Annotated in this window: 12 protein-coding genes and 1 pseudogene; 6 read left to right on the top strand and 7 right to left on the bottom strand. The window is 61.2% G+C overall.

Annotated elements, in window-relative coordinates; translation table 11 throughout:
• Positions 1–13: 13 nt before the first annotated feature.
• Together P3T25_RS37170 and P3T25_RS37165 are read left to right on the top strand one after the other, a co-directional pair.
• Positions 14–583, top strand: coding sequence for a TetR/AcrR family transcriptional regulator (locus tag P3T25_RS37170; protein WP_266240250.1), 570 nt, complete (start codon positions 14–16; stop codon positions 581–583).
• Between the two features lie 58 nt (positions 584–641).
• A complete protein-coding gene (locus tag P3T25_RS37165; RefSeq protein ID WP_429362011.1) occupies positions 642–1,487 on the top strand; it encodes an SDR family NAD(P)-dependent oxidoreductase in 846 nt (281 codons plus the stop codon).
• Between the two features lie 70 nt (positions 1,488–1,557).
• Here P3T25_RS37165 and P3T25_RS37160 read toward each other — a convergent pair whose 3' ends face one another.
• On the bottom strand, positions 1,558–1,887 hold the full coding sequence (locus P3T25_RS37160; RefSeq protein ID WP_154564380.1) for a 4Fe-4S dicluster domain-containing protein: 330 nt from the start codon (positions 1,885–1,887) through the stop codon (positions 1,558–1,560).
• Positions 1,884–3,548 carry an FAD-dependent oxidoreductase gene (locus tag P3T25_RS37155; protein WP_429362009.1) on the bottom strand — a complete coding sequence of 555 codons (1,665 nt, stop codon included), beginning with the start codon at positions 3,546–3,548 and terminating at the stop codon, positions 1,884–1,886. The genes P3T25_RS37160 and P3T25_RS37155 overlap by 4 nt, the downstream gene beginning before the upstream one ends.
• Before the next feature lie 217 nt (positions 3,549–3,765).
• Between P3T25_RS37155 and P3T25_RS37150 the strand changes: the two genes are divergently transcribed.
• On the top strand, positions 3,766–4,611 hold the full coding sequence (locus P3T25_RS37150) for a Crp/Fnr family transcriptional regulator (RefSeq protein WP_154564384.1): 846 nt from the start codon (positions 3,766–3,768) through the stop codon (positions 4,609–4,611).
• A 149-nt stretch (positions 4,612–4,760) separates the two neighbouring features.
• Here P3T25_RS37150 and P3T25_RS37145 read toward each other — a convergent pair whose 3' ends face one another.
• From P3T25_RS37145 to katG, 4 genes are all read right to left on the bottom strand, one after another.
• Entirely contained in the window at positions 4,761–6,134 is a 1,374-nt protein-coding gene (locus P3T25_RS37145; protein ID WP_266240248.1) for an MFS transporter, read from the bottom strand.
• Positions 6,135–6,253: 119 nt separating this feature from the next.
• A complete protein-coding gene (locus P3T25_RS37140; protein WP_429362006.1) occupies positions 6,254–7,723 on the bottom strand; it encodes an aldehyde dehydrogenase family protein in 1,470 nt (489 codons plus the stop codon).
• Positions 7,724–7,745: 22 nt separating this feature from the next.
• Complete coding sequence (locus tag P3T25_RS37135; RefSeq protein ID WP_266240247.1) at positions 7,746–8,717, bottom strand: amidohydrolase family protein; 972 nt, start codon at positions 8,715–8,717, stop codon at positions 7,746–7,748.
• Between the two features lie 433 nt (positions 8,718–9,150).
• Positions 9,151–11,403 (bottom strand): catalase/peroxidase HPI, encoded by a 2,253-nt coding sequence (gene katG / locus P3T25_RS37130; RefSeq protein ID WP_154564390.1) that lies wholly within the window; start codon positions 11,401–11,403, stop codon positions 9,151–9,153.
• 631 nt (positions 11,404–12,034) lie between these two features.
• Here katG and P3T25_RS37125 point away from each other — a divergent pair.
• From P3T25_RS37125 to P3T25_RS37115, 3 genes and pseudogenes are all read left to right on the top strand, one after another.
• Positions 12,035–12,568: a helix-turn-helix domain-containing protein gene (locus P3T25_RS37125; protein WP_367892355.1), complete on the top strand. Its 534-nt coding sequence runs from the start codon at positions 12,035–12,037 to the stop codon at positions 12,566–12,568.
• Positions 12,569–13,076: 508 nt separating this feature from the next.
• On the top strand, positions 13,077–13,979 hold the full coding sequence (locus P3T25_RS37120) for a TauD/TfdA dioxygenase family protein (protein WP_429362003.1): 903 nt from the start codon (positions 13,077–13,079) through the stop codon (positions 13,977–13,979).
• Positions 13,976–14,250: pseudogene (locus P3T25_RS37115) on the top strand (biotin synthase BioB); the annotation flags it as partial. The gene P3T25_RS37120 and the pseudogene P3T25_RS37115, both read left to right, overlap by 4 nt.
• Here the strand turns inward: P3T25_RS37115 and P3T25_RS37110 are convergent.
• Positions 14,238–14,999, bottom strand: a complete 762-nt coding sequence (locus P3T25_RS37110; protein ID WP_154567629.1) for a DUF4239 domain-containing protein — start codon at positions 14,997–14,999, stop codon at positions 14,238–14,240. The pseudogene P3T25_RS37115 and the gene P3T25_RS37110 overlap by 13 nt on opposite strands.
• Positions 15,000–15,003 lie beyond the last annotated feature (4 nt).

Raw genomic sequence — 15,003 nt, 5'->3', positions numbered from 1 at the left:
ATGCAGGCATACGATGGCACGCCCTTTGAGTCCGGAAAAACGCGGCGCCCTGCTGCTGTCCGCAACGCAGACCGTTGCTGAACAGGGCGTGCTGGCCACCACGGCGGGCATCGCCCGGCGCGCCGGTGTGGCCGAAGGCACCTTGTTCACCTACTTCGAGAGCAAGGACGCCTTGTTCCAGGAACTGTACCTGCACCTGAAGCAGGATCTGGCGCGATCCGTGATGCCGGACTATCCGCACGAGGCGGGCTATCGCCAGCGCATGCAGCACGTCTTCGAGCGCTATGTGAATTGGGGGCTGGCCAATGCGGCTGGGCGGTTCGCCCTCTCGCGGCTTTCGGCTTCCGGCCACATACTCGACGACACACGAGCACAGGGAATGGGGCCGTTTCTGGCGGTGTCCCAGATGATGGAAGACGCCGTGCGCGATGGCGTACTGGTGGACGCCTCGATCGCATTTCTTTCGTCCATAATTGAGCACATCGCCGACACGACGATCGAGTACGTCGACAAGCACCCCGAGAGCGCCGAACGTCACCTGCAACTCGGCTTCCATGTCGCCTGGCGGGCAATCACGGTTTAAAAATTTTCGATCATTATTGAGCGCGTACGCGCTCATTATTTGTAAGGAGAACGGTATCATGGCAAATCAGAAGTGGTTCATTACCGGCGCGTCCGGCGGTCTCGGGCTCGCCCTCACGGAAAAAGTACTGGCCCAGGGGCATCCTGTGGTTGCAGCCGTGCGCCGTGTCGAAGCGATGCAGGCGTTGAAGCAGGCCTATCCGGATCTGCTCCAGGTGGAGTCGGTCGACCTCGCCGATCACGAACAGGTTCGGGCCGCCGCAGCGCGCCATTCCGATGTCGACGTGGTCGTCAACAACGCGGGCGGCGCCGTGATCGGCGCGATGGAGGAAATGAGCGAGGCCGATATCGAGCAGCAGATTGCGCTGAATCTGCTGGCACCTATCCACGTCACGCGCGCCTTCCTCGGCGCGTTGCGCGCCAGGAAACGCGGCACGTTCATCCATGTCACCAGCGTCGGCGGACGTGCGGCCTTCCCGGGAGGCGCGCTGTACCACGCCGCGAAGTTCGGTCTGGAAGGTTTTGCCGAAGCGGTGAGCCAGGAAATCGCCGAGTTCGGTATCAAGACCATCATCATCGAACCGGGCTCCATCAAGACCGGCTTCGTGGCCAATATCCGCTGGACCACAGAACTCGATGAATACAAGGACAGCGCGGTTGGGAAGCTGCGCCGCTGGATCGCGGAGAACGGCGACGCATACGCTTCGGGCGACCCCGTGAAAATGGCCGACGCCATCTATACGGTCAGCCAGATGCCGGAGCCGCCGCTGCGCACCGTCCTCGGCGGAGATGCCTATTCGGTGCTGGAAGCCGGCTACACCAGGAGTCTGGCCGCGCTGCAGGCGCAAAAGGACGTTGCAGAGTCCGTGATGTTCGAGGGCAAGACCGGCTTCGTGCCCGAGTGAGCGGTGCCGCTACCCCTCTGACGAGGGGTGCGGCGTCTCGTCGAAGCTATGGCATTGCTGCCGTCTTTCATCAATGGATAGGCGTCAGCAGTGCGTAACTTGCGTCAAGCGCGGCGGTAGAGCTGCGACCTGGACCCCAGCCGAGTGCTTCGCGATAGCTGCCGAGGTGTACACCGTGCGGAAGACGTGCTTCGTCCACCTCGACGGCGGCATCGGCCTGCGGCGCGACGAACAGGGCATCCGCCGGACAGTACAGCTCGCACATGAAGCAGGTCTGACAGTCGTTCTGCCTCGCGATCCGCGGAATGCCGCCTTCCACCGCCTCGAACACGTTGGTGGGACATGCGCGCACGCAGATATTGCATCCCGTGCAGCGCGATTCGCTCAAAATTTCGATCATGCATGGGCTCCTTGATGTTCAGCCGGCACCAACCCCGTGTCCACCTCCTTGCTGCGGACCCATACGTCGTCGAGACCTCCGCTGATCAACCTGTGGCGCTGCCCGGCATCGATCGACTTATATTCCACGCGTCGATGCATGCCGCGCGTCTCGGTACGTACCTGCGCGCTGCGATACATCCAGCGCGCGGTCGCCACCATCGCCGCCGCCTCTCGCGCACGCACGACCTCGTGCGCATCGCGTGCCGGCGAGCTTGCGCGCAAGCTCGCCCACAGTGCATCGAGGCGGCTGAGCGAATCATCCAGCAGGTCGCCGCTGCGCGTCCAGTTACGCTCATAGGGGAACACCTCGTCTTGCACGGCCTTCACGACACTCGCGCTGTCAAAGGACGTGTTGTGCGACGTGTCGCGCAAGCCGACATCGCCCGCGCAATAGAGTCTGCCGATGCCGATGCCGATGCCGGCCCCGGCGCGACGCTTCGCGAGCGCGTGGTCGGCAGCACCGGCACCCGCCCAGAAACCCGACGACATCGCCCATGCTGCGTTGTGGCTACCGCCTCCGGTGAACCCGCCGCAAATCATCTCGCGTGTCGCGGCGTCGCCTGAAGCATAGAGACCCTCCACCGACGTCGAACAATCGCGGCCCGTGACATGCAGGCCACCGGTTCCGCGAACCGTCCCTTCCAACCTGAGCGTTACCGGGAAGTGCTGGGTGAAGGGATCGATTCCCAGCCGGTCGAAAGGCACGAAGAAGTTCGGTTGCGCCGTGCGCATCCACACGCGAACCTGTTCGTCGGCTCGATCGAGACAGGCGAAAACACGGCGCGTCTGCAGCTCGCGCGCGATGACGCTGCGCCCGAATGCCGAGCCCGCTCCCTCGAGCTTCACGCCCTGCTCGTCGTAGAACGTCGCCCACTTATAGAAGAGAGATTTGGTGACCGAAGCGAATGCCGGACCAAGACCATAGGCATTCGAGAACTCCATGCCGGACATCTCCGCGCCCACCTCGGCGGCCATCAAGTGGCCGTCGCCAGTCAGCACGTTGCAGCCGAGCGCGCGGCTCTGAAACGCGCAGCCGCCCGTTGCAATCACCACGGCCTTCGCGCGCACGACCCACGTTCCCCCGCTCTGGCGCTGCACGCCGCGCGCGCCGGCAACCGCGCCGCCCCCATCCACGAGTAGTTCGAGGGCCGGGCTGTGATCGAGGATGCATGCACCGCTCTCCTTCACGCGCTTGCGCATCAGCCGCATATAATCCGGCCCCTGCAGCGATGTGCGCTGCGCCTCGCCGTTTTCGTCGACGGGAAACGGATAGCCCCATTCCGCAAGTTGGTGGACGTTCACCCAGGTTTGCTCAAGGACGCGATCCATCCAGTCGTGTTCCGCAAGCTGGCCTCCCAGATCAAAACGGCTCTGTTTCGCCCGCTCGCGCGTATCGCTCAGCGGCGAGACATACCAGATCGCGGTGCCTGACGGCGCCGTCGCGCCCGACGTCCCGCAGAAGCCCTTGTCCGCGAGCACGACCGTCGCCCCTCTCGCTGCAGCGCTAATCGCGGCCCAGGTGCCGGCCGGACCGCCACCGATGACGAGCACATCGACATCATGACGCGTGGCTGCGGTTGCATCGTCCAGCGCGCCGCCGCTCACAATCGGTTGACTCATGTAAATCTTCTCCCATTAGGGCGAGATCCAAACGGCTCGCGTTCCAACGTCCCGCCGGCTGACGTCCGGCGGCTCACAAGAAAAAACGTCCTTAAAGCGGCCCTTCATCCATGCCGCGAAACGCGTTTATCGTTTATCGTTTATCGCCCGAGACATTTCATTCGCACAGCTCGCGTTTATCGATACTCGCCTCAAACACTCCGAACCGGACTGCCGCATGCAAGCTTCACCCCGAAACCTTTCCCCGGTCGACCGCGCTGAAGACATCTCCGCCAAAGCAGCGGCAAATCTGCCATTGCAGTCGAGCGGCCGCGACCTGTCACACAGGCAGCGGGAGATCATATGGACTGCGTTCCGTAACCATGAAGCCCTGCGCGCGTGGCCGGAAGCCGTCCTCGACGCCCTCGTCGAAGCTGGCTATCTGCGCACGTATGCAGATGGCGAGCTGATTTATCTCGCCAACGATCCCTGCACGGATGTCCACATCATTCTTTCCGGCATGCTCGAATGGGGATGGCCAAGCGCTCAGGGCATTCGAGCCGTCGAGACGTTCATCCCGCCGGGCGAGCTGGCCAATCTCACCGCCGTGATGACCGATCAGCGCTCCATTCATAACCAGCGGGCGCGCGGACTCACCCGGCTTTTTCACATTCCCGCAGATGCGTTGAACGCCGCACTCGAACGCGATCCAACGCTCAACGCAAGCCTGCTCCGGCTACTTGCCACGCGTGCACGCCACCTTCACGACTGCCTCGGCAATCTTGGTTTGATGTCGTTTCGCGCGCGCCTCGCCGGCCATTTACTCGCACTCGGCAAACGCTACGGCCACACTGATAACGATGGCGTGACGCTCGGCATCCGTCTGTCGCAGGAAGATCTGGCTGCGCTGCTCATGGCCTCACGCCAGCACGTCAACAAGGAGCTGCGCTGGTTCATAGACCGGCAACTCGTGCGCGTCCGGTACGGCCGAATCACCTTGGTAGATACCGCCGAACTCGAGTCCATTGTCAGGCAACCACCTGCCCATTCGATTGAACCGTTCGAGCCGCACCGCCCCGCTTGAGCAGCCGTACCAGATCGCTAACGGTACGACCTTTCGCGGTCGTATTCGAACGACGACGGGGTCATTATCCAGGTTGGCTGATTGGGCAATCTGTCGTTGACACGACAGTGCTTTGCTGTTTTTCTTTTATCTAAATCTGTCGCAACCCACTAACACTCAACGCAATCGATCCGATTTCTCGTCGAAGCGCGGCTAAGGAAAACAAGCATCAGACACGATGCCAATGCGGGCACCGCAGCCGCGACAAACAACGCGGTATTCGACCATTGCAGCCTGATCAGTTGTCCGGCCACGACAGGACCGATAATTGAGCCTGCCCGGCCGATTCCCAGACTCCAGCCGACCCCGGTGGCCCGCAGCGAGGTTGGATAGAGCGTCGCGGTCAACGCGTTGACCGCCGGCTGCCCACCGACGATGCAGATTCCGCTTATCAGCACGACGGCATAGCGCAACCCCGTTGATAGATCGGGAAGACCAACCGATGCCACCGAAAATGTCGCCACCAGAAAACTGAGCGCCAGGACACGATAGAAGCCGAAACGGTCCATCAACGGGCCCAGCAGCAGCGCACCCGCAGTACCGCCGATCTGCAACGAGGTGCCGATGAGTACAGCCGTCGACACCCCGTGGCCAACTCGCAAGGAAAGCATCGGAAGCCAGTTCGACAGGAAAAAGAGATCAAGCAGGTTCGCGAAGTTGATCCCCCATAGCAACAGCGTAGTCGTGCCGCGACCGTGGCGAAAGAGCTCGCCAACGGAGGCCTTCGCTTGCGGCTGCCCGCGAACGGCAAAGCGGGTCCCCGGTGCAAGCTGGACGTTCGGCGCGATTCGCCCAAGCCACTGAGCCACCCTTTCCAGGCTGCGCTGTTTGACCACCAGCAGTTGGAGCGATTCCGGCAGATACCTGGCCATCGGGACGGCAATGAGCAGCGGCAATACGCCCCCAACGAAGAACACCGATCTCCAGCCCATCGACGGCAGCAAGGCTGCGCAGAGAAGTCCTCCAGCAATTGCCCCACCCGTGAAGCCACACGAGACCCATGTCATCAGCGACGCCCGATATTTCTGCGGACTGTATTCGCTGACCAACGCGATAGCGTTACCCATCACGCCGCCGATACCGAAACCGGTCAGGAAACGAAGGACAAGAAATTCCGGCACACTCTGAACCAGGGTGGTACCGAGCATGCATAGCCCATAGAAAACAGTCGCGCCGATGAGCACCGGCCGACGCCCCGCGCGATCGGCCATGGCGCCGAGAACGATGGAGCCCGCGAGCATCCCCAGCAAACCGGCACCGAAGATGGGGCCGAGTTCGGCCGGGCTGATGCCCCACGCACGGACAATCGCAGGCGCGACAAAACCCATGGTCTGCACGTCGAACCCATCCATCACCACCGAGCAACCGATCATCACCATGATCCATTTCTGGAAGGTGCTCAGTGGCTGGCTATCGATCAACGCGCCAATGTCGACGATCGAAGCAGGCGCCTGTTCGACTCGCTGCGCAGTATCGGGGGTCACTATTCACCTCACTCCGTTTGCGCATCAAATCGTGCGCCAATGGGTCATTTCTGTCTTCTCGACGTTGCCGGGCGACGCGGATCCGTGCCCGTATGCGGCGAGCCCGGCACAACAGCTTTCTAGAACGGATAAGCCGGAAGTTCGTCGCGGCTCGTCACCCACTGCCATTCCGTGAACTGGTCGATGTTGGTCAGGGTGCTGTAGTTGTGCCCGTTGCCGGACAAACCCAGACCGCCCATCGGACCAAACACCTCGTGCATGACCGTCTGATCATTGATGTGGACGATGCCGGCGTGCAGTCGGTCCGCAATCCGCTGGGCGCGACGCAAATCCGAAGAAGCCACTGCCGCCACCAGGCCATACCGGTTCTGATTGGCGAGCATTACCGCTTCGTCATCGTTCTTGAACACGGTCACCGCGGCGACGGGACCAAAAATCTCTTCCTCGAACGCAGGCATCCCCGGCGCGACGTCCACCAAGACGGTCGGGTTAAAAAACAGCCCGGCGCGAGTCCCACCGGCGAGAAGCTTCGCGCCCTTGCTGACAGACTCCGCGACGATGCGATCGACGTTCGCGGCCTGCCGTTCATTGATGATGGGGCCGAGATGGACATTGCCCTTGAAAGGGTCGCCAACCGATAGAGCCTTAGTTCGCCTGACGAGGCTTTCAATGTAGGCGTCAGCAATGCGTTCATGAACGAGATGCCGGCCCGCGGACATGCAGACTTGCCCCTGATGCAAAAACGATCCCCACGCTCCTGCGCTCGCCGCAGCTTCGACATCGACGTCGTCAAGCACGATGTAGGGATTCTTGCCGCCGAGTTCGAGGCTCGCTCGCTTGAGCAAACCGCCTGCTACGGCGCCGATCGCCTGCCCAACCCGCGTGGATCCCGTGAAGCTGATCATGTTGACAAGCGGATCCCGGACCAGCGCGTCACCGGTTTCCGCCGCACCGGGGAGGACATGGAACAGCCCCTCGGGCAGCCCCGCCGCCTCGAAGAGCCGCGCATACAGGACACCGCCGCTGACCGGCGATTGCGGGTCGGGCTTGAGCAGCACTGCATTGCCGGTGGCCAACGCAGGAGCGATGGCGCGCGCCGCCAGAATGAACGGGGAATTCCATGGAGTAATGACGCCGACCACGCCCATTGGAATTCTGCGCGCTACGCTACGCCGCTCCTTCACGTCGCTTGTCGTGATCATCCCGGTTGGCTGGCTGCCCAATGCTGCAGCCTCGAGAATCTCGCGTATCGCCAACTTCACCTCCAGTTGCCCCTTGGGCCGTATCGACCCGGTCTCGCGGACAATCTGAACGGCGATCTCCTCTTTGTGCACCTCCAGCAAACGGGCGACCTCGCGCAACACATCCCCTCGCTGAGGCCCCGGCGTCGCGGCCCAGGCGCGTTGCGCATCGGTCGCGATCGCGGCGGCCGCGGACACATCGGCAGCCGATGCGCAGCCAATCGATCCCATTTCCGCGCCGGTCGCCTTCTCGGTCACCGGGATTGTCCCCGCGCCTCCGGTCTTCCATCCGCCGCTATAGATTTTGTTACGCCACACATCTGCTGGTGCCAATTCAGTCACGGACATTCGATTTCTCCTGTTCCTTGCATCATTCAAGACCGAACAAACGCAGTGCGTTTTCCCGTCCAATCTTCACGCGATCGGTTTCGCTGATCGAGCATGTGTCGAACCACTGGGACGCCTCGTCATGCGTTTCGAACGGATAGTCGACCGAATACATGATCCGGTCGCTGCCCATTTCCAGCATCGTGGACAGCAGCGTCTGGGTTCTGAAATTTCCGCTCGTCGTGACGTAGACGTTCTCCCTGAGGTATTCGCCCACGCTGCGCTTGCAGGGCAATCCTCGCGGCGCCTTTTGAAGAATGTGGTCGACACGCCAGACGTTGAACGGAATCCCTTCGCCGAGATGGCCAAGAATCATCTGCAACCCAGGATTGCGGTCGAAGAGACCGGACGTCATCAGCCTCAGTGCGTGAATGCTCGTTTCAACCGCGAACGCCCAGGTCGCCGCGGTCAGCCACGGAAAACCATCGTAGATCGGTTCGCGGGAAGGCAACGGATCGCGAGGATGCATATAGAAAGGCTTGCCGAGCGCCGCCGCACTCGCCCAGAAATCGGCGTACTGCGGGGCGTCGTAGTACACGACATTTTCCGCATCGCCCACCTGGGAAAAGCCGTTCACCATGAAGCCGTGGAATCCGAGATCCTTCACGCTCCGCTCGAGTTCACGTGCCGCCGCTTCGGGGTCCTGCATAGGCAACGCGGCAAATCCACCCAAACGGGATGGATGGCGGCCAACATGTTCTGCGAGGACATCATTGGCCCGTCGCGCAACATCGATCGCCTGCTTGATGTCCGGGATACCCTGGATGCCGGGCGAGTTGAGCGACAAGATTGAATACTCAGTTCCGCCCTGCTCCATCCGCTCGAGTCTCTGCTGCTCGATGTCCATCAGATTGGACTTCAGCATTTCCCAAACGGCGGCAGGCGCATAAATTTTCGACTGCTCGATAGTGAGGTCTATCGCAAAGTGTTCTTCAAGTGCAATCTTGTTTCTCATTGATCGGCTCCAATTCAAGGCATCGCAACCTCATCTGCAAAGGGAAGATGAGGCGCATCACACGGGTTTGTCCCAGAAGCTAATTTATTTGATTTTTCAAATATGTTGAGACCGAGTGTACTTGATTTTTCAAGTATGTGTGCACCGCGTAAACCCTGAATCGACTGACTGGCACCCGCACGCAACCCAACGGTCGAGCCGCTGACCAAAGTGGGCCGCTACGAAGCCTAAGGAAGGGGGAGGACGATCATGCAGGCTGATGTAATGACGCGAATGTTCGAGTCACTCAGGCTGCACGGTATGGCACGAGCGCCGAAAAAAAAGCGGTGCGACTCCGATATAACCGGAGTCGCACCGCGACATGCAGAGTTACCTTCGCAAGGTGGAGCAAAGTCCCGTCAGGGTTGCAACCCTGACGGCCCCCCACACCCGTTCAGGCGAGATCGAAGCGGTCGAGGTTCATCACCTTGACCCACGCCGCGACAAAGTCGCGAACGAATTTCGCCTGCCCGTCCTCGCTTGCATAGACTTCGGACAGCGCCCGCAACTGGGCGTGTGAACCGAACACCAGATCGACGCGGCTACCGGTCCACTTCAACTCGCCGGTTTTGCGGTCGCGCCCTTCAAACACGTCCCGGGAGACCGGTTTCCATTCCGTACCCATGTCGAGCAGGTTGACGAAAAAGTCGTTGGTCAGCGTTTCCGGCCGCTTGGTGAAGACACCATGCGAATCCTGCCCGCTCTGGACCTTCAGGGCGCGCAAGCCGCCGATGAGCGCCGTCATCTCGGGTGCGGTCAGGGTCAGCAATTGCGCCTTGTCGATCAGCAACGCCTCAGCCGGGACACTGTACTTGCCCTTCAGAAAGTTGCGGAAACCATCGGCGACGGGTTCAAGCGCTCCGACGGATTCCACGTCGGTCTGATCCTGCGAAGCGTCCGCGCGTCCCGGCGCAAACGGCACGGTCACCGGATGGCCTGCGCTTTTTGCGGCCTGCTCGATGCCGGCGCTACCGGCCAGCACGATCAGGTCGGCCAGCGATACCTTCTTGCCGCCGGACGGTGCGCCGTTGAACTCGCTCTGGATCCCTTCGAGGACCTTCAGTACCTTCGCCAGTTGCTCGGGCTGGTTGACCGCCCAGTCTTTCTGCGGAGCGAGGCGAATGCGTGCACCGTTGGCGCCGCCGCGCTTGTCCGAGCCGCGGAACGTAGATGCCGACGCCCATGCCGTCGACACGAGCTGCGAAACGGACAGCCCTGACGCCAGAATCTTCTGCTTGAGCGAGGCGACGTCCTGATCGTTGACCAGTGCGTGGTCGACCGCCGGGATGGGGTCCTGCCAGATCAGTTCTTCAGCGGGCACTTCCGGTCCAAGATAGCGCACGCGCGGTCCCATGTCGCGGTGAGTGAGCTTGAACCATGCACGGGCGAAGGCATCGGCGAGCTGGTCGGGATTGGCCAGGAAGCGCCGCGAAATCTTCTCGTAGACGGGGTCGAAGCGCAGCGAGAGGTCGGTGGTGAGCATCGTCGGCCGCTGCTTCTTCGAGGCATCGTAAGCGTGCGGAATCGTTTCGCCGGCATCCTTGGCGACCCACTGGTTGGCGCCGGCGGGGCTCTTGGTCAGTTCCCATTCGTACTTGAACAGGTTCTCGAAGAAGCCGTTGCCCCACTTCGTCGGTGTGGTGGTCCAGGTGACTTCCAGTCCGCTGGAGATCGCGTCGGCGCCCTTGCCGGTGCCGAAGCTGCTCTTCCAGCCCAGCCCCTGGTTCTCGAGGCCGGCGGCCTCGGGCACCGGACCCACATTGTCGGCAGGACCGGCGCCGTGCGTCTTGCCAAAGCTGTGGCCACCGGCGATCAGCGCGACCGTTTCCTCGTCGTTCATGGCCATGCGCGCGAAGGTTTCACGAATGTCATGTGCCGCGGCGAGCGGGTCAGGATTGCCGTCGGGACCTTCCGGGTTGACATAGATGAGGCCCATCTGCACGGCGCCCAGCGGGTTTTCCAGGTTGCGTCCGTTGTCGTCGCGGCTGACTTCGCTGCCGTGCAGTGCTGGATCGGCCACGACTACGCCTTCGTCGTCACTGCCGGCAGCACCCTTGCCGTAACGGACATCGCCGCCCAGCCAGGTCTTTTCGTTGCCCCAGTAGACGTCCAGGTCCGGCTCCCAGGTGTCGGCGCGACCGCCACCGAAGCCGAAGGTCTTGAAGCCCATGGTCTCGAGCGCGACGTTGCCGGTAAGAATCAGCAGATCGGCCCAGGAAATTTTCTGGCCGTACTTCTGCTTGATCGGCCACAGCAGGCGGCGAGCCTTATCGAGGCTGACGTTGTCCGGCCAACTGTTGAGCGGCGCGAACCGCTGCTGGCCACGCCCGGCGCCACCGCGGCCGTCGCCGATGCGGTACGTGCCGGCACTGTGCCAGGCCATGCGGATGAAGAACGCACCATAGTGGCCGAAGTCTGCCGGCCACCAATCCTGCGAGTCGGTCATCAGTGCCGCAAGATCCTTCTTCACCGCAGCCAGATCGAGGCTCCGGAACGCCTCGGCGTAGTTGAAGCCGTTGTCCAGCGGGTCCGACTTGCTGGAGTGTTGGCTAAGCAGATCCAGCCGTAGCTGCTTTGGCCACCAGTCACGGTTGGTCGTGCCACCTCCGGCGGCATGATTGAACGGGCACTTTGCATCGTTTGACATGCACTATCTCCTTGGGGAATGTACCCACTACCAGTTCTTCCACGGCGCCTGGCTTCTACGGTGCATCGCCGAACCAGCGCCGGCGGGCGGTCGGGAAATCACATGATGGGCTCTTTTTGATGTATTGGCACTTTCACCCGGCACGCATAGCCTTCGTCCGATGAGGACGTCGTTGCGTGTATTGGACCGGGATGGCCCGCGTCGGCAGGCCTACTGCACATAAAAATATATGTGAGGGAGGCCATTAACAGAATGCGATTTTTGCAATGCTATTGATAGAACATAACTATAACGTGACAGATGCCTTTCATATTTACAGTGACGTGCGCCTTCCCGCGCCGTGGAAAGTGCGGACCTTTTTGTATGTCGATAACTATTGTGGGCACACAAATAAGCATGAACTTCAATTTCTTATCGGAAGGCGCTTCTAGGCCGTTGGCACCAGAGCCAAAAGGACGGAAAGTCTGCACTTTTGGCCGCATTGCAACGAGGAGCCACCAACCGGCGCACGAAACGCTGCACTTTCTTTACGGTGCGGGCGTTTTCGCGTTGCCGTTTATTGGGGCGCCAACAAAGGGGCGTTTCTTTGCCGAGAGTAACGTTGCATAACGGCGCCGGGGTTCGATTTCGAATGCAAAGTGTTTGTGACCAAGACAAGGACATGCATGCGTCGCGCAGGCCAGACAGTGCAGCAATTGGTGCACTGCGACCACTAATGTCAAGAAGATCGAGGATTCCGGCAGTTTTTCACTTGAGATCCCCGGCGGGCGAGCAATCGCGTCCGAATCGCCCTCCTTTCCTTGCGTGCCAGGCATCCGTCGCATGCGCGGTTTTCCTAGTAGGCCTCTGCGTCAGCGTGAGTCCAGCGATAGCAGAACATCTCGGCGTATTCTCCGAGACGATCAGTCGTTTCGAACGAGGCGCGAACTGGCCTACCATTCCACGGCTGCTCGAGCTTGCGGAGCTTTACAACGTACCGGTCGCAAAGCTGCTGGGACGAGGCTCAAACAGGGCCACTGATATCGGTTGCACGATCGCTGACCAGCTTGAGCGGTTGAGTGCTGAAGATCGAACCTGGGTCGGAAATCTCCTTAAGGATCTGTGCGACCGCCTGCCCCAGGCACCCGCTCGCAAATCAACTACACGTGCCAGGGACCGTCGTTAGGCGATCTCCGTCTCGCTGCCTGGACGGCATTGTCGAAAACTCGCAAAGGCGGTACGCATCGGGGACGCAGGCACATGGGTCGACGCGGCTCCGAGCCCAACCTGACGAGGTCCAGACGAGGCATTGCGCTATTGCCCATCACGAAGTTCGGGACCCGCGCTTGATCCGAAACGGCAGGCCAGACGGGCGCCGTCCTCCCGCCATCTGCTCCTGCGCACAACCCCTCCCTTTCAGGATTTGGTAAATTCCTCCCGTTTTTTGCTCCGACATCACCTGACGAATCCGCAATGATCCTTTCCCGGCAACTCCTTGACCTGTCCCAGAACCACCCCGTATCCAGCGATAACGTGCATTACATCCGGATTGACGAGATTCCTGAACCCACCCGTACAGAGTTTCGCGCCTGGCTCCGGCTGGCGCAGTGTCCTGTGATCAGCGGCGAAGGTCCGTGCGCGTACGCGCACGATTTTGAGCATTTTCGGCAGCGGCGTGAAAAACTACAGGGTCGGTGATCGTCGGAGCCTGGTCGAGCGCCGGCTCGCTACACCGGCTTCATTCGACGCGTCCGGGTCGAACGCTGACGCACACGATCGGCGCGGAAATCGGCGGCGTGGATCTGTCCACCGAACTCTCGGATCAACAGTTCGACGAGATCCGTCATGCGTGGCTGGAGAATCTGGTCGTCATCTTCCGCGACCAGCAAATGACGTCCGAGCAGCACAAGCGCCTCGGCCGGCGCTTCGGCGCGTTGCACGTGCATCCGCTCAACGCCGTAAAGCCCGGCAAAGACCCGGAGATCTTCGAGGTCAAGGCTGGCAAGCATTCCAGGAGTGTGGCTGGCGAGGGCTGGCACACGGATGTGTCGTGCGACGCCGAACCGCCGATGGGCTCAATGCTCTACGTCACGCAGATGCCAGAGGGAGGCATCGGCGGCGACACCATGTTCGCCAACATGTACCTCGCCTACGACATGCTGTCGGATCGACTCAAGAGTTTGCTCGAGGGCATGACCGCTATTCACGACGGCGCGATTCCGTACGTCGGCAACTACAAGCACAAGGCACCGGAAGGCGGGTTTCCGACCGCGGAGCATCCGATCGTGGTGCGCCATCCTGAGACGGGCCGCAAACTGCTGTTTGTCAATCGGGGCTTCACGTCCCGCATCGTCCAGCTCACCAGCTACGAAAGCAGGTGCGTGCTCGAGATGCTCTATCGAATGATTGAACTGACGCCACCGCTCGTCTGCCAGGATTCCCTGGACACTGAACTCAATGGTGTTCTGGGACAACCGATGCACACAACACCATGCGGTCTGGGACTACTACCCGCTCAACCGCTACGGGCAGCGCGTCACCATCGCCGGTCAGGCGCCGAGCGCCTGAGAAAGCTATGTAGAACGGAACAATCATGAAACCCATTGCCATCGTTCCTCTTGCCTCGCTGCGCGCCGAGGCCGCAGCAGCAACCGCCGCCACTGCCGCCGCGCAAGCACGCGAGTCAGGTACCGCTGCGCGGTGGAGCGTGGAGGCCATCCTGGCGCTCTACGGCCTGCCCTTCCTGGACCTGATTTTTCGTGCCCAGGAGGTGCATCGGCAGCATTTCGACTCCAATGAGGTGCAGCTTTCGACGCTACTTTCGATCAAGACGGGGGGTGTGCGGACGACTGCGGCTATTGCCCGAGATGGGAGAGCGCGATCTGCGCCGGCGCGCGCGAGATCTGCATCAGCCCTTCGAGCGGGTGGGCGATGTCCTCGATCAGGAAAATAGCGCCGGACACCGATAGCGCACAGACGAAAAGCGTCGCAATAGCAGTTCGGATGTTGGCGCTGACCAGTCCGAAACCGGCGAAGAGGATACCAAGCCAGAGTACCAGCACCGCCATGAATGGCGCTGGAATCGCGCCCTGCCCCGGCTGGATCAGCATCCAGTGCGTTTTCGCCAGGTCGTGACTGCGGGCGAGAGCCTCCGATTGAAGCATGCGCTGCATGTCGTTTCGTGGTGCCAGTTCCCGAAGCTTTTGCTGAAATTGCACTACGTGCGCCAAGCTCTCCGGCGCGTCCACGTTGGCCTTCCCGGTACCTCTCCCGGAATAAAACAGATCCACTGCTGAGGCGTAGGTGCGGTGCAGGGCCTCGCGGGCGTCTTTCGCCTCCGGGCCATAATCGGCCAGCGTGCCATCGAGCATGATGACCGTAGCGGCCGTCTCCGTGAACTCGTCGTTGAGCCGGTCGAAAGAAACCTTTGCCGAGGCGATGAGAAGACCAAGGACGAGAGCGGCGAGCGTCGCCATCAGCCCGGCTCCCAGCTTCACGATGGCAGTCGAATCCTCGCTCAGGTGATGGTCGGGAAGGAACGAACGAAGCGACAAGCCGAGCACCCCGCTGCCGAAGACGCACACAAACACGATCGAGGCGACTACCAATGAACTCACGATT

The sequence above is a fragment of the Paraburkholderia sp. GAS32 genome (assembly GCF_050434225.1).
Taxonomy (GTDB): Bacteria; Pseudomonadota; Gammaproteobacteria; order Burkholderiales; family Burkholderiaceae; genus Paraburkholderia; species Paraburkholderia madseniana.
The sequence above is the reverse complement of the archived record's forward strand: the minus strand, read 5'-3'. Positions and strand labels throughout refer to the sequence as shown.